We start from the raw sequence: 14,076 nt of genomic DNA, 5'->3' as shown, positions 1-14,076 counted from the left end.
CCGAGCGCGTACCAGAAGTTGTCAGCTCGGAGTGGTAGTCCAAAGCTCCGAGTATGGCGCTGAGCAACCACGCCCGACAGACCGCGACGCTCACAGAGGACGGCAGCGGTCGTCCGTCACCGCGCCCCGGCCCCGCGTTCGCAGCCAGCGGCACTCCGCAGGACGCGCAGGTACGGAAGACGGCCCGCTGAGCCAGTGGCTCACGGCCACCCCCCTGCCGGCCCAACAGGCCCGCTACGCGCCGCCGCACGGGCAGAGGACGCGAGTCACCCAGCGGGCCGTCCGGGACGCGAAGTCCGAGGCCGAGGTGAGAAAACACAGGTGACTCCGCGCCGCGTTGCCGTGCAGGATCTCCCCATGGACAACAAGGTCATGGCACGGCTCGACGAGGCGGTGTCCTCAGGGGCACTGGTCCGCGTCCACCGCTCGGGGATCCGGGACGCGGACCGGCTCGACGGCTTCGTCGTCGGGACGAGCGCCGCCTGGACGCTGATCGCCCTGTGCAGTGACGTCCAGCTCGACGGCTGGGCAGCCGTGCGTACCGCGGACATCAGCAAGGTCCGGTGGCGGGGCGGGGAGGACAGCCTGACCGTACGGGCGCTGCGCCGGCGCGGGCTCTGGCCCGCCCGGGCGCCGCAGCCCGAGCTTGCACTGGACGGGCTGGCGGAGCTGGCGGAGGGCGCCTCCGGTGCCTTCGGGCTGGTGTCCGTGCACGTCGAGCGGCACGCGCCGGACGCCTGCTGGATCGGCGAGGTGGCCGCGGTGCGGCCGAAGTCGCTGCGGCTGCGGGAGGTGGACCCCGACGCGCGGTGGCAGCCGAAGCCGTCGAAGTTCCGGTTCAAGCACGTCACGCGCCTGGGCTTCGGCGGGCGGTACGAGCGGACCCTGCTGGAGTTCGCCGGCCCGAACCGCTGACACGGGGGCAGATGGGGCGGCGCCCCCTCAGGCCCCGTCCGCCCCCGCGGGGGCGGTGATCCGGCGGACGGACTCCACCACCGCCGTCCGGTGCTCGGCGAGCCGCTCGGCCGCCCACGCGGCGCCCGCCGATCCCGCCGCGGGGCCGCCCACCGCGCCGAACCACGCCTGCGACAGGCCCATGACCAGGGTCAGCACGTCGGCCGCGCCAATGCCTGCGTCGATCCGGCCCGCTTCCTGCGCCTGCCGCACCGCCGCGATCTTGCCCTCGTACGACGACGCCTCCGCCTCCGTGGATCCCGGGCGCTCCAGCTGCTTCCACAGCACGAGGCGCATCAGCTCCGGGCGCTCGACGAGATGGTCGAAGATCGCTCCCGCATAGCCGGGCAGGTCCTCGACGTCGAACGGAACGGACTCCGAGCCCGTCGCGAGGGCGCGCTGGAGCACCGCGTCGAAGAGCTGCTCCTTGTTGCCGTAGTAGACGTAGATGAGCCGCTTGTTCGCCTGCGCCGCCTCGGCGATGCGGTCGACGCGCGCGCCTGCGATGCCGTACGTCGCGAACTCGGTGAAGGCCGCGTCGAGCAGGCGCGCCTTCGTCGCGTGGGAATCCCGTGCCATGGGCCGCAGCCTAGCAAGTAACTATCCAGTTATTGACAAACGGAACCGACGCGTCGCAAACTCTATCTATCCAGTTAGTTACTTTCTTTCGAGGAGCACACCATGGAGATCCGCGCACTGGGCACCCAGGGACTGAAGGTCGGCGCCGAAGGCCTCGGCCTGATGGGGATGAGCGCCCACTACGGCGCCACGGACGAGACCGAGTCCCTCGCCACGATCGACCGCGCCCTGGAGCTGGGCGTCACCCTCCTCGACACCGCCGAGGGCTACGGTCCCTTCCGCAACGAGCAGCTGCTCGGCAAGGCCCTCTCCGGCCGCCGCGAGCAGGCCGTGGTCGCCACGAAGACCGGCATCGAGTTCACCGACGAAGGCACCTTCCTCGGCCACAACGCGGGCCCCGAGTACATCCGCCGCTCGGCCGACCGCTCCCTGCGCCACCTGGGCACCGACCACATCGACCTCTACTACCTGCACCGCGTCGACCCGAACGTGCCGATCGAGGAGAGCATGGGAGCCATGGCCGAACTCGTCGAGGCGGGCAAGGTCCGCCACGTCGGACTGTGCGAGGTCTCCCCCACCACGATCGCCCGCGCCCACGCGGTGCACCCGCTGACCGCCGTACAGACCGAGTACAGCCTCTTCGAGCGCGGAATCGAGCACGACGGCGTCCTCGACACCCTCCGCGAACTCGGGATCGGGCTCGTCGCCTACTCCCCGCTCGGCCGCGGCTTCCTCTCCGGTGCCATCACCAGCCCCGACGACTTCGCCGCGGACGACTTCCGCCGCACCGACCCCCGGTTCCAGGGCGAGAACTTCCACCGCAACCTCGCCGTGGTGGACCAGGTGCGCCGGCTCGCCGCCGAGAAGGGCGTCACCCCCTCGCAGCTGGCCCTGGCCTGGACCCTCCACCAGGGCGCGGTCCCCATCCCCGGCACCAAGCGCCGCCGCTACCTCGAGGAGAACATCGCCGCCACCGCCGTGACGATCACCCCCGCCGAGCTTGCCGCCATCGACGCCGTGGCCCCGCACGGGGTGGCCTCGGGCGACCGCTACTCCCCCGAGCTGATGGCCTCCCTGAACGGTTGATCCTGCCAGGGTGCGGAAGACCGGGCCGGGGGCGGCACTGCGGGGCCGACCACCCGCGCCGCCGCCTGGGCGACCGTACGCGCCCACGGCAGAGCCGCCCGGGTGCGTGCGGGTGGCGATCGCGGGGGCCGGGCTCGGCCGTCGGCTGCCGCGCACGGCCCCGGGCATCCTGGCGTGCCGCCCCGACTGCCCGCCGGAGGCCGCGGCAGTCCTGCGGACCGGGCAGCCGGCCCGCCCCGGGAGCCGTATCTGCCGCCGCGCTCGACCTGGCGGCCCGAGTGGAAGCCGCCCTGCGCTACCGGCCCGCTCGGGACGAGCGCCGCTTCGGCGCGCCATGCCCTGCGGACCACGGTCGCCCACCACACCCGCGAGGACCCGTACACGGTCACGCTCGACCACCTCGGCGCGGTCATCGAGACCGCGGCCCTGCCGGCACGCCGGGCCGCCGGTGGTGTGAGCGCCGGGCGGTGGGCCGCGTTCCACCCCCTGCTGAGAAGCCACCCGGGCCCGCTGCCCGGGATTCTGGACGAGGTGTCGGCCGCCCACCCGGACGGGATCACAGCATGACGTGCTTGACCTGCGTGTAGTCCAGGAGCCCCGCCATCGAAAGGTCGCTGCCGTAGCCCGAGTGCTTGACCCCGCCGTGGGGCATCTCGGAGACGGTCGTGCCGTGGGTGTTCACCCAGACGATGCCGGTGTGCAGGGCCCGGGTCGCGCGCATCGCCCGGTCGTGGTCCGTGGTCCACACACTGGCCGCGAGGCCGTGGCGGACGTCGTTGGCCAGGCGCAGGGCCTCCTCCTCGTCCGCGAAGGACTGCACGGTCACGACGGGTCCGAAGATCTCCTCCTGCACGATCTCGTCGTCCTGGCGGACGCCGGCCACGACGGTGGGTTCGTGGAAGAAGCCGGGCCGCGCGAGGCGGGCGCCCCCGGTGACGATCTCGGCGCGCCGCGGCAGCCCGTCGAGCAAGGACCGGACCGAGGCGAGCTGGGCCGCGTTGTTGAGCGGCCCGAAGTCGGCGTCCGGCTCGTCCGGGGCACCCGTGCGCAGCTTGCCCACTTCGGCCGCGAGGGCCTCGACGAACGCGTCGTGCGCCCGGTGGTGGACCAGGAGCCGGCTGGGCGCCGTGCAGTCCTGGCCCGCGTTGTAGTACGCGACCGCGGCGAGGGCGGCGGCGGTCGCCTCGACGTCCACGTCGTCGTGGACCAGGACCGGGGCATTGCCGCCGAGCTCCAGGTGGACCCGCTTGAGGTCGGCGGCCGCGGCGGCGGCGATCTGCCGGCCGGCGCGCACGCTGCCGGTGACCGCGATGAGGGCGACAGCGGGATGGGCGGTGAGCGTCCGGCCGGTGTCGCGGTCGCCGCAGACCACGTTGAGCACGCCCGGCGGCAGGTGCGCGGCCGCGATGCGGGCCAGGAGCGCCGATGACGAGGGCGTGGTGTCGGCGGGCTTGAGCACGGTCGTGTTGCCGGCGGCGATCGCCGGGGCGATCTTCCACACCGCCATCATCAGCGGGTAGTTCCAGGGAGTGATCTGGGCGCAGACGCCGACCGGTTCGCGCCGCAGCACGGAGGTGCGGCCCTGCGTGTACTCGGCGGCGGCAACGCCCGGCAGGTTGCGCGCGGCTCCGGCGAAGAAGCGGAGGGTGTCGACGATCGCGGGCAGTTCCTCGGTCCTGAACTGGCGGGGAGGTTTCCCGGTGTCGCCCGTCTCGGCGGCCACGAAGGCCTCGGCGTGCTGCTCGATGGCGTCTGCGATACCGAGCAGGGCGCGCTGGCGTTCGGCCGGTGTGGTCGTGGACCAGTGCGCGTACGCGGCTGTGGCCGCCGCGCAGGCGGCGTCCGTGTCGGCCCTGCCCGAGCGCGGGGCGTGAGCGTGCACCCGCCCGGTCGCGGGGTCGACCAGCTCCATCGTCCCGCCCGAGACGGCGGGCCGGTCCACGCCCGCAATGTGGTTGAGCACGGAGCCAACGGCGGTGGGGGTGGCGGTGTCTGTGGGGCTGCCGGTCCAGTTGTCGGTGTCAGCCACGGTGCAGCGCCTCCTTGGCGGCGTCGCGGCCGGTGCGTACCGCGCCCTCCATGTAGCCGGCCACCCACTGGTCGGATCCGCAGACGTAGAAGGGTGGTTCGTGGGTCCCGTGGCGGGGGCCGACGGCCGTGACGTCGCCGGGGGTCCACTGGGTGACGTATCCCTGGGTCCAGGGGTCGGTGCCCCACATCCGGACGTAGGTGGCGAGCGGCCGGTGGGCCTCATCGCCGTAGAGGCGGGCGATGTCGGCCAGCAGCTCGCGGGTGCGCAGCGGGCCCGGCATGCCGAGCAGGACCCCGAGCCTTTCGGGCGGTACGAGGGCGGAGAGGATGCCGTCGCTCTGCGGCCAGGTGCTGCCGAGGACCCCTTCGCATTCGGAGAGGCCGCTGCGGCCGCGGCCCCGCCAGAACGGCCGGTCGTAGGCGGCGACGAACTTCGCTGCGAGGGCCTGGCGTTGACGGTGCAGGGAGGCCAGTCGCTCCTCGGAGACACCGGTGACCGTGACCTGCCGGAGCGGGCCGACGGGCAGGGCGCTGACGACGGCGCCGGCGGTGAGGGTCTCGCCGCCGGCCAGCCGTACGGAGCAGTGGCCGGGCCGGCGGACGGTGACGGCCTCGACCGGCGCTCCGGTACGGACGCGTCCGCCGAGGCCGGCGGCCATGCGCAGGGCGACCGTCGCGGATCCCTCGGCGACCCGCAGGCCCTCCCACGCCTCGTAGTCGTAGTGGTCCGGGCCGCCGGACGCGGCCTCCGGTACCGGGACGGCGGCGTGCTTGCGCAGGGCGGCGAGCAGGGACGTGCGCTCGTACGAGCCGTCGGCGAGGGCGAGTTGGCCGATCTCCCAGAGACGGACGACGGCCGGGGTCGCGCCCTGGGCGCGCAGCCAGTCGCCGACGGAGGTGTGGTCCAGGGCCGCCGCATCGGGGTGGGACCAGGGGTCGTCCGGGTCGACGGTGCGGGCGAGTGCGCAGAACGCGGCGGTGACCTTCTGGTGGCACGTGTCGTCGCCGGGGCCGAACCAGTGGGGCGGATCGCCCGCGGAGACCCCTTCGGGCGTGGCGCGGGTGAGGGCGCCGGGCTCGGCGACGTAGCTGGGGACCAGGGTGAGGCCGAGCTCCGCGACAAGGGTGAGGTACGCGGTGTGGGCGCGGCCGACGACCTCGCCGCCGAGCTGGACCAGCCGGCCGTCGGGGAGTTCGGTCTGTTCGACGCGTCCGCCGACCCGGTCCCGGGCCTCGACGACGAGGACGTCGGCTCCGCCGGCGGCGAGGTCGCGTGCGGCGGCGAGACCGGCCAGGCCGGCACCCAGCACGATGACGTCGTGGTTCATGGGGGTGTTCCTTCGATCGCGGGTCGGAGTCCGGGACGGGGCCAGGGACGGGGCCGGGGTGCGGTACCGGCCCGGGGCGGGCTTCAGTCCAGGACCAGGCAGTGCTCGGGCTTCCAGCCGATCTCGACGCGCTCGCCGCCGCTCCAGCGGTCCTCCCTGCGGGAGCGGACGGTGTTCTGCTCCAGCACGGACACCGTGACGCCGGGTGCCAGCTCGATGAGGTAGGTGGTCGTCGGGCCGCAGTAGACGGTCTCGCGGACGACGCCGTCGGCCCGGGCCATGTCGGGCTCCAGGTCGGACAGCCAGATCTTCTCGGGGCGGATCGACAGGTTGACCCTGCTGCCCTCGGCGACGGCCGGCCGGTGGCCGACGGGCAGTTCGGGCCCGTCGTCGAGGACGACGCGGCCGGAGCGGTAGGTGCCGGGGACAAGGTTGGAGGTGCCCATGAAGGAGGCGGTGAAGCTGCTCGTGGGGCGTTCGTACACGTCCTCGGGGGTTCCGCACTGCTCCACGCGGCCCTCGTTCATGACGGCGAGTCGGTCCGACATGGTCAGCGCCTCGTCCTGGTCGTGGGTGACGAAGACGAAGGTGATGCCGACCTCGCGCTGGATCTGCTTGAGCTCGACCTGCATGTGGCGGCGCAGTTTGAGGTCGAGTGCGGCCAGCGGCTCGTCGAGGAGCAGTACCTGGGGCCGGTTGACGAGGGCGCGGGCGAGCGCGACGCGTTGCTTCTGGCCGCCGGAGAGGGTGGGCGGCTTGCGGTTCGCCAGGTGCCCGAGCTGGACGAGGTCGAGCATGCCGGAGACCCGTTCGCGGATCTCGGCGCGGCCGACGCCCTTGCGCTTGAGGCCGAAGGCCACGTTGTCCGCGAGCGAGAGGTGGTCGAAGAGGGCGTAGCTCTGGAAGACGGTGTTCACGTTGCGCTTGTTGGGCGGCAGGCCGGTGACGTCCTGGCCGTCGAGCAGGACGCTGCCCGCGGTGGGGTCGGAGAAGCCGCCGATCATCCGCAGGAGGGTGGTCTTGCCGCAGCCGGAGGGTCCGAGGAGGGAGAAGAACTCTCCCTGCGCTATGTCGAGTTCGACGTCGCGCACGGCGTAGGTGTCGCCCGCGGCAGAGTACTGCTTGCTCACGCGGTCCAGCCGGACCGCGGGGGTCGGGTGGACGGGAATGGGGGGCACCGCGGTCGGGGTCTTGGCGGGCGAGGTCTTGGGGGTCGGGGTCATGACTGTCACTTCCCGGAGAGCAGGTCGAGGCCGCCCCTGCGCCCGAACAGGCGCGGGATGGCGAGCGCGAGGACGATGAGGCCGATGGATCCGGCCAGCATCAGGGTGCCGACGGCGTTGATGGTGGGCTGCACGCCGAACCTGATCGCCGAGTAGATGCGCACGGACAGCGGCTGGGGGTCGACGCCGGTGGTGAAGTAGGCGAGGACGAAGTCGTCGAAGACGAGGGCGAAGATCAGCACCGCGGAGGCGAGGATGCTGGGGAGGAGTGCGGGCAGGGTCACCAGGCGCAGTGCCTGCCTGCGGGTGGCGCCGAGGTCCATGGCCGCCTCTTCGACCTCCGGATTGAGGGCGGCGATGCGGGAGCGGAGGATGACCGTCACGTAGGAGATGGAGAAGGTGATCTCGGCGAGCATCACGGTGGTGGTGGAGAGGGTGATGCCGAGGCCCTTGAAGAGGAGCATCGCTGCGACGCCGGTGACGATCTCCGGGGTGATCAGCGGGACGAGCATGATCAGGCCGGCGAAGGAGCCCAGGCGGCTGCGGCTGCGTACGAGGCCCAGCGCCAGGGCAACGCCGAGGACGAGCGAGCCGGCCATGGCGACCAGGGACACCCGCAGGCTCATGCCGAGCGAGTCGAGGAGTGCGTCGTCGTGGAGGAGGGCCGTGTACCAGCGGAGGCTGACGCCGTCGAGGACGGTGAGGGACTTCTGGGCGTTGAAGGAGAACAGGACGACGACGCCGACAGGGAGGTAGAGGAGCGCGAAGAAGAGGGCGGTGACGGCGATGGCGAAGCGGGGCCGGCGCTCGGCTCCGCGCCGGCGGCGCTGCTGGGTGCTCATCGGGCGGCCTCCGCCTCGTCCTTGCGGGTGCGTCGCAGGTAGCCGAGCATCCCGATGAACAGGACCGCCATCAGGAGCATGGTGAGGGCCGAGCCGAGCGGCCAGTTCTGCCCCTGGAAGAACTTGTCCTGGATCAGGTTGCCGATCATGATCTGGTCGGGTCCTCCCATGAGCTGGGCGCTGACGAAGTCGCCCATGGCGGGCAGGAAGACGAGGACGCAGCCGGCGGCCGCTCCCTGCCGGGTGGCGGGGACGGTGACGAAGAGGAAGGTGCGCAGGGGGCCGCCGTAGAGGTCGCGGCCCGCCTCGATGAGCGAGGTGTCCATGCGCTCCATCGCCGCGTACAGCGGGATGATCATGAAGACGACGAAGCCGTAGACGAGTCCGGCGATGACTCCGACGCCGGTCTGGAGGATCTTGGTGCCGTCGTCGGCGAGGCCGACCGCGCGCAGGGCCCGCAGCAGTGGGCCGTCGTCGGAGAGGACGACGGACCAGCCGTACATCCGCACCAGATAGTTGGCGAAGAACGGGACGACGATCGCGGCGATCAGCAGGTTCTTGAAGCGGCCGCCGCGCAGTGCGATGGCGTAGGCGACCGGGTAAGCCACGGCAAGGCTGATGAGGCAGGTGATCAGCGCGTAGCCGAGGGAGCGGAGCAGGACGGTGCTGTAGGCGGGGTCGGCCAGTGCGGTGAGGTTGGAGAAGTTGAGGCCGAAGCGCGGGTTGCCGAGGGGGTCGGTGGTGCCGAGCGCGAGGGTGGCCACGAGGAGGAGCGAGGCCACGAGGAAGCCGGTCATCCAGAGGGTGCCGGGGAGCAGGAGCCAGGTCCACAGGCGCGGCTGGGACCTGGCGCCGGTACGGGGCGCCGTCTCGGCCCGCCCGCGGGTCCGGGTACGGGTCCGGCTCAGGGTGCGGGTGCGGGCCGGGCCGGTGGGTCCGTCCCCGGAGGCCGGGTCCTCGGGCGGCCGGACCTCGGTCCCGGTCTGGTTGCTGCGTGCCATGTCAGCCGGCCTTCACTTCGGTCCAGGCGGCGTCGCGGGCCCGTTCGGCCCGTGCGTCACCGTTGCGGAAGAAGAGGTCGGCCTTGAGGTCGTCGGCGCTCACCACGCACTGGGGAAACGGTTCGACGAGCGCGGCGTACGTGTCCTCGGTGCCGCGGACGGGCATCGGGTAGCCGATGTACTCGATGTTCTTCTTCACGTTCTCCGGGCGGAGCATGTAGTCGATGAAGAGCATCGCGGTGCCGGGGTGCTGCGCGTCGGCCGGGATGGCGTAACAGTCGGAGTTGACGGGTGCTCCCTCGCGGGCGACTTCGAAACCGAAGACGGCCGGGTCCTCGGCCTGGGCGAGCATGGCGGCCATGTCCCCGCTCCAGGCCTGGGTCATGTCGGCGTTTCCGTTGAGGAGGTTGTTGTAACTGTCGCTGGAGAAACCGCGCAGGCGGGGGCGGAGCGAGCGCAGGGAGTCGGTGACACGGGCGAGATCGCCGACGTCGCCGGTGGTGAGGTCGAGGCCCAGCTTGAGGGCGCCGAGTCCGAGCACCTCGTCACGGTCGTCGAGGACGAAGACCTTGCCCTTGGCCTTGTCGTTCCACAGGTCGTTCCAGGAGCCGGTCAGGTCGCCGAGCCGGTCCCGGCGCCAGCCGATGCCCGTTTTGTACATGGTGAAGGGGACCGTGTGCGCGGAACGGGCGTCGTACCAGGGGTCGGCGAAATAGTCGTAGCCGCCGAACACGGCCTCCGCGCCCCGCAGCCGGGAGTGGTCGATCGTGCGCAGCCGGCCGCCGGCCGCGAGACGCTGCGCCCACTTCGCGGTGGGGAAGATGATGTCGTAGCGGTTGCCGGCGTTGAGTTTGGCGGCCATGCCCTCCATGGAGTCGTAGTTCGACTGGACGACCTTGACGCCGTACTCCTTCTGGAAGCCTTCGAAGACGGTGGGGTCGACGAAGTCCGCCCAGTTGAAGTAGACGAGGTCGCCGTCGACCTTGACGTCGATGGGTGCTTCGGCGGTGGCGCTGCCGGCCCGGGCGTCATCGGTGGCGAAGCCGCAGCCTGCTGCGGTCAGGGCGAGGGCGGCGGCGGTGCCGGCGCGGAGGAAGGAGCGTCTGGTCGGGGGGAGTGCCTCGGGGGACATGGGGTCCTCTCCGTAGGGCCGCAGGGGGACGGCGGGAACGAGCGGTGCGTGGGGGCTCGGTCGGTGCGGTGGGCGCGGGGCGGGGTGTGCGGGTCCGCGTTGCGTTGCGCACGTGCGGTCGTGCGGGGTGATGCGGTCGTGCCGGTGATGCGGGCTTGCGGTGATGCGGGCTAACGGTGGTGCGTCCGATGGTGCGTTTGTGCCGATGCGGCGGTTACGACTCGGCGCCGTCGAGGTCGGCCCGGATGCGGCCGGCGAACCAGCCGACCGCGGACTCCCGGCGGGACAGCGGCCCCGGCTCGAACCCGGGGGTGGAGAGCCCCTTCTGCACCCGCGCGACCAGCTCGGCGTCCTCGTCGTTGGTGATCCAGCCGATGTGGATGTTCAGGCGCCGGGCGAGGCGGGTGCGCAGGCTGGTGCCGCGGCGGGTGTAGAACGCGCCGGGTACGGCGACGCGGTCCACCGCCGTCGGGATGGCGGTCCAGGCCAGTACGTGGTCGGGGTAGAAGTCGATGAGCGTGTTCGGGTAGATCACCGCGTACCGCCAGATGCGGCGATCGGCCTCGGCCAGGCCGGGCATGGGCGCGGCGATGCGCTGATAGAGGCGCTCGGCCCAGTTCGAGGACGGCTTGTCGCGCAGCGGCGAGGCGAAGAGCGCGTAGGACTCCTCGATCTCGCAGGTGTAGCCCTGGTAGTCGAGCAGCCGCATCAGGCCGGGATGGGCGACCGGGACGTGATAGCCCTCCAGGTAGTTGTCGACCGCCACCTTCCAGTTGGCCTGCTGCACTTCGGCGGCGGCCAGGTCGTGGATGCGGGCGCGGCCGACCGGCACCAGGTCGGTTCCGGCGTAGTGGCCGACCGCTTCCGCGAGGCCCGCGCAGCTCTCGGCGAGCGGCACGGCGTCGAGGTCGAGGTTGACGAAGACGAAGCCGAGGAAGGACTCGACGCGGGCCGGGAACAGGCCGAGCTTCGGCTTGTCGAGGCAGGGGATCTGACGGGCCTCCGGGGCGCCGACCAGGCTTCCGTCGAGCCGGTACGTCCAGCCGTGGTACGGGCAGCGGATCGCCTTGCCGTCCGGCTCGGGGGTGGTGACCAGGCGTGTTCCGCGGTGGCGGCAGACGTTGAGGTGGGCGGCGAGGCCGCCGTCCTCGGTACGGACGACCAGGACCTCGCGGTCCGCAACGGTGGCGGCGAGCCGTGCCCCCGGGTTCGGGAGGTCGGACTCGTGGCAGACGAGCTGCCACGACCGGCCGAAGACGTGCCGGGTCTCCGCGGCGGCGGTGTCGGGATCGGTGTAGTAGCGGGCCGGGAGGGCGGGCCCGGGGGCGTCGCCGGCTGTGGCCGCGCCGGGGGCGGCGCGCCGGGCGGGGGCCTCGGGCACGGCGGCCTCGGGCGCGGCTGCCTGGCCCGGTGGGCCGGTCTGGCCGGCACGGGCAGTGCGCTCGGCGCCGTCGGTTCGGCCGGAGCCATCGGCGCCGTCGGTTCGGCCCGAGCGGCCTATCGGTGTTTCGGGAGCTCTTGAGTGCATCGGTGACTCCTCCGTGCCGGAGTGCGGCGATCGGTGTCGGCGTTCGATGGCGAGGCGAGGGCAAGGCAGGACGAAACAGAACACGGCAGGGCAGCACGGCCCAGGGGCGGACAGACGGCCGGGGCGGGACGCCGGGACCGGGCTGACCGATTGGACAGCCACATTGCTGGCTCATTTCCGCCGGGTCAAGACTTGTTCACTGACCGATCGGTCAGCTAGCGTGATTCTTGCCTGACCGATCGGTCAGCAAACGTGCTTTCCTGTCGCCGCACCGGCACTGCTCCGCATTCGTCCTGTTCACCGGGGCGGACGCAGCCGTGCGGCCCGCCCGGTCCCCCGGGCCCGCACCCCCGATCCCCTCCGATCCCCCCGCCGCACCCACGGCTCCCACCGGGCGCCGGGCCGGCGGCGGCATCCCATCTCCCGGAGGCACGCATGAGCGGTCGTCGGCGTCTGGACTGGCTCGGACTGACCCCCGAACCGGAGCGAGAACTCCCCATGGCGGTCGCCGCCCTGCGCGCCTCGTCACACGGCGCGCCCGGCGGGCGACAGGAGGAGCTGGCCGCCACCGAGCGGCGCCGCGTGGAGCGCCTGATCCTGCGCGGCGGCCGGCACAGCTGGCTCCGCTACCTCGCCGAGGTCACCGACCTGGTGACCGGCGTGGCCGCCGGCTCACGGGCGGGCGACCCCGCCGCCGCCCTGCTCGCGGCCGAGGTCGTCCTCGACCACCACCACATGCTCATCGGCCTCCCGGGACCGGGATACGGCCGCACCGCGCAGGACCGTACGGCGCTGGAGAGCGCCGTACGGGCCCTGCGCACCCACACCGGAACAGGAGCCGGCCGATGACCACCATCCGACTACCGGCGTCACAACAGCCGGGCACCGTCCTCGGAGCGTCACCGCACGTCGCGGAGAGCGCCGACGCCTACCGCGCCACCGGCGGCTACGACGATGCCACGGGCCCGGAGGAGCTGCTCGCCCACCTCGCCGCCTCCGGGCTGCGGGGCCGGGGCGGGGCCGGGTTCCCGGCCGCCGTGAAGCTGCGCTCCGTACGCCACGGCCGCGGCTCCCCGGTCGTCGTGGCGAACGGCGAGGAGGGGGAACCGGGCTCGGCCAAGGACCGCTGGCTGCTGCGGGCCCGCCCGCACCTGGTCCTCGACGGTCTCGTCCGCGCCGCCGCGGTCACCGGCGCCGTACGCGGCTTCGTGTACCTCTCGGACCCGGCCGCCGGCGAGAGCGTGCGCCGGGCCCTGGCCGAGCACCCGCCGCCGCTGCCCGTGGAGGTCGTCGAGACCGACCACACCTACGTCGCCGGCGAGGAAACGGCGGTGGTCCGCCGGATCGACGGCGGGCCGGCCCTGCCCACCGCCAAGCCGCCCCGCCCCTTCGAGCGGGGGGTGGGCGGTGCGCCGACCCTGGTGTCCAACGTAGAGACGCTCGCCCGGATCGCCCTCACCGCCGCCCGGCCCGGCCAACGGCGCGCCATCGCCCGCAGCACCCTGGTGACACTGTCCGGCGGCCCGGCCGCGCCGGTGCTCACCGAGGTCCCGTACGGGATCCCGCTGCGCACACTGGCTGCGCGCCACGGGAGCCCCGACGCTGCCGGAGCACTGATGGGCGGACTCTTCGGCGGACTCGTCGACGCGCACGCCCTGGACCTCCCGCTCGAACCCGACGCACTCGGCTCGGCGGGCACCGCCCTGGGCTGTGGTGCGATCCACTTCCTCACCCCCGACGGCTGCCCGGTGACCACCGCCGCCGATGCCGCCTCCCACCTCGCGGCCGAGAGCGCACGACAGTGCGGGGTCTGCGTCTCCGGCACCGCCGCCGTCGGCAAGGCCCTGTACGGCCTCGCGGCCGGTACCGCGGGCCCGGACACCGCGGACAACCTGCACCGCTGGTCGCAGGGCCTGCGCGGACGCGGTGCCTGCGGGCTGCTCGACGCCGCCGCGGGGATCGCCGGCAGCCTGCTCCGCTCCTTCCCCGGGCTCGTCCGCTCCCATCTCGCCGCTCCGTGCCCGGTGTGCGCGGACGCCGCACCCGCGGACGGCCGCCACCGCCTCACGGTGGCCGTGCCGCAGGTCGCCGGAGCCTGCCCGCGCCCGGCCCGCGTGCCCGCGCCGCCACCGGCCGCCTCCCCCACCACCATCCCGCTGCCCGCGCTGAAAGGAACGCCGTGAAACTCCTGCTGGACTCCACCCGCTGCCAGGGCTACGGACTGTGCCAGGAACCCGCACCCGATCTGGTCGAACTCGACGAATGGGGCTACGCGAACGTCATCGCCGTCGCCGTCCCGGCCGGCACCGAGGACGCCGCCCGCGCCTGCGTCGACAGCTGCCCCAACTCCGCCCTCCGCGTGGAGGGATGAC

At 72.9% G+C, this 14,076-nt stretch carries 14 protein-coding genes; 6 read left to right on the top strand and 8 right to left on the bottom strand.

The genetic code is table 11. The annotated features are described in order from the left end of the window. The first annotated feature begins 357 nt into the window (after positions 1–357). Positions 358–915 (top strand): hypothetical protein, encoded by a 558-nt coding sequence (locus tag OG444_RS38560; protein ID WP_327266528.1) that lies wholly within the window; start codon positions 358–360, stop codon positions 913–915. 27 nt (positions 916–942) lie between these two features. Here OG444_RS38560 and OG444_RS38555 read toward each other — a convergent pair whose 3' ends face one another. Next, positions 943–1,533, bottom strand: a complete 591-nt coding sequence (locus OG444_RS38555) for a TetR family transcriptional regulator (protein WP_327266527.1) — start codon at positions 1,531–1,533, stop codon at positions 943–945. 102 nt (positions 1,534–1,635) lie between these two features. On the opposite strand from OG444_RS38555, the gene OG444_RS38550 reads away from it, so the two are divergent. After that, positions 1,636–2,619, top strand: coding sequence for an aldo/keto reductase (locus tag OG444_RS38550; RefSeq protein ID WP_327266526.1), 984 nt, complete (start codon positions 1,636–1,638; stop codon positions 2,617–2,619). Between the two features lie 174 nt (positions 2,620–2,793). Continuing rightward, a complete protein-coding gene (locus tag OG444_RS38545) occupies positions 2,794–3,186 on the top strand; it encodes a hypothetical protein (RefSeq protein ID WP_327266525.1) in 393 nt (130 codons plus the stop codon). On the opposite strand, the gene OG444_RS38540 is transcribed toward OG444_RS38545, so the two are convergent. The 7 genes from OG444_RS38540 to OG444_RS38510 all read right to left on the bottom strand — a co-directional run bounded on the left by OG444_RS38540 (position 3,176) and on the right by OG444_RS38510 (position 11,704). Then, a complete protein-coding gene (locus OG444_RS38540; RefSeq protein WP_327267061.1) occupies positions 3,176–4,531 on the bottom strand; it encodes an aminobutyraldehyde dehydrogenase in 1,356 nt (451 codons plus the stop codon). The two genes, OG444_RS38545 and OG444_RS38540, sit on opposite strands and share 11 nt — an antisense overlap. 109 nt (positions 4,532–4,640) lie before the next feature. Beyond that, positions 4,641–5,978 (bottom strand): flavin monoamine oxidase family protein, encoded by a 1,338-nt coding sequence (locus OG444_RS38535; RefSeq protein WP_327266524.1) that lies wholly within the window; start codon positions 5,976–5,978, stop codon positions 4,641–4,643. A gap of 83 nt (positions 5,979–6,061) precedes the next feature. Next, positions 6,062–7,201 (bottom strand): ABC transporter ATP-binding protein, encoded by a 1,140-nt coding sequence (locus OG444_RS38530; RefSeq protein WP_327266523.1) that lies wholly within the window; start codon positions 7,199–7,201, stop codon positions 6,062–6,064. 5 nt (positions 7,202–7,206) lie between these two features. Further along, positions 7,207–8,043, bottom strand: coding sequence for an ABC transporter permease (locus tag OG444_RS38525; RefSeq protein ID WP_327266522.1), 837 nt, complete (start codon positions 8,041–8,043; stop codon positions 7,207–7,209). Then, complete coding sequence (locus tag OG444_RS38520; RefSeq protein ID WP_327266521.1) at positions 8,040–9,044, bottom strand: ABC transporter permease; 1,005 nt, start codon at positions 9,042–9,044, stop codon at positions 8,040–8,042. The genes OG444_RS38525 and OG444_RS38520 overlap by 4 nt, the downstream gene beginning before the upstream one ends. A 1-nt stretch (position 9,045) precedes the next feature. Then, positions 9,046–10,176: a polyamine ABC transporter substrate-binding protein gene (locus OG444_RS38515; RefSeq protein ID WP_327266520.1), complete on the bottom strand. Its 1,131-nt coding sequence runs from the start codon at positions 10,174–10,176 to the stop codon at positions 9,046–9,048. 214 nt (positions 10,177–10,390) lie between these two features. Then, positions 10,391–11,704, bottom strand: coding sequence for an aromatic ring-hydroxylating oxygenase subunit alpha (locus OG444_RS38510; RefSeq protein WP_327266519.1), 1,314 nt, complete (start codon positions 11,702–11,704; stop codon positions 10,391–10,393). A gap of 435 nt (positions 11,705–12,139) precedes the next feature. On the opposite strand from OG444_RS38510, the gene OG444_RS38505 reads away from it, so the two are divergent. From OG444_RS38505 to OG444_RS38495, 3 genes are read left to right on the top strand one after another with little or no spacing between them, the layout of a single operon-like run. After that, positions 12,140–12,553, top strand: a complete 414-nt coding sequence (locus OG444_RS38505; protein WP_327266518.1) for a hypothetical protein — start codon at positions 12,140–12,142, stop codon at positions 12,551–12,553. Continuing rightward, positions 12,550–13,887, top strand: coding sequence for an NADH-ubiquinone oxidoreductase-F iron-sulfur binding region domain-containing protein (locus tag OG444_RS38500; protein ID WP_327266517.1), 1,338 nt, complete (start codon positions 12,550–12,552; stop codon positions 13,885–13,887). The genes OG444_RS38505 and OG444_RS38500 overlap by 4 nt, the downstream gene beginning before the upstream one ends. Then, positions 13,884–14,075: a ferredoxin gene (locus OG444_RS38495; RefSeq protein WP_327266516.1), complete on the top strand. Its 192-nt coding sequence runs from the start codon at positions 13,884–13,886 to the stop codon at positions 14,073–14,075. The genes OG444_RS38500 and OG444_RS38495 overlap by 4 nt, the downstream gene beginning before the upstream one ends. Position 14,076 lies beyond the last annotated feature (1 nt).

The organism is Streptomyces sp. NBC_01232 (assembly GCF_035989885.1).
Classification (GTDB): Bacteria; Actinomycetota; Actinomycetes; order Streptomycetales; family Streptomycetaceae; genus Streptomyces.
The sequence above is the reverse complement of the archived record's forward strand: the minus strand, read 5'-3'. Positions and strand labels throughout refer to the sequence as shown.

Bases quoted from the DNA above. Each gene is read 5' to 3' on its own strand.
- OG444_RS38560 (WP_327266528.1), top strand. From the start codon at position 358: ATGGACAACAAGGTCATGGCACGGCTCGACGAGGCGGTGTCCTCAGGG.
- OG444_RS38555 (WP_327266527.1), bottom strand. From the start codon at position 1,533: ATGGCACGGGATTCCCACGCGACGAAGGCGCGCCTGCTCGACGCGGCC.
- OG444_RS38550 (WP_327266526.1), top strand. From the start codon at position 1,636: ATGGAGATCCGCGCACTGGGCACCCAGGGACTGAAGGTCGGCGCCGAA.
- OG444_RS38540 (WP_327267061.1), bottom strand. From the start codon at position 4,531: ATGGAGCTGGTCGACCCCGCGACCGGGCGGGTGCACGCTCACGCCCCG.
- OG444_RS38535 (WP_327266524.1), bottom strand. From the start codon at position 5,978: ATGAACCACGACGTCATCGTGCTGGGTGCCGGCCTGGCCGGTCTCGCC.
- OG444_RS38530 (WP_327266523.1), bottom strand. From the start codon at position 7,201: ATGACCCCGACCCCCAAGACCTCGCCCGCCAAGACCCCGACCGCGGTG.
- OG444_RS38525 (WP_327266522.1), bottom strand. From the start codon at position 8,043: ATGAGCACCCAGCAGCGCCGCCGGCGCGGAGCCGAGCGCCGGCCCCGC.
- OG444_RS38520 (WP_327266521.1), bottom strand. From the start codon at position 9,044: ATGGCACGCAGCAACCAGACCGGGACCGAGGTCCGGCCGCCCGAGGAC.
- OG444_RS38515 (WP_327266520.1), bottom strand. From the start codon at position 10,176: ATGTCCCCCGAGGCACTCCCCCCGACCAGACGCTCCTTCCTCCGCGCC.
- OG444_RS38510 (WP_327266519.1), bottom strand. From the start codon at position 11,704: ATGCACTCAAGAGCTCCCGAAACACCGATAGGCCGCTCGGGCCGAACC.
- OG444_RS38505 (WP_327266518.1), top strand. From the start codon at position 12,140: ATGAGCGGTCGTCGGCGTCTGGACTGGCTCGGACTGACCCCCGAACCG.
- OG444_RS38500 (WP_327266517.1), top strand. From the start codon at position 12,550: ATGACCACCATCCGACTACCGGCGTCACAACAGCCGGGCACCGTCCTC.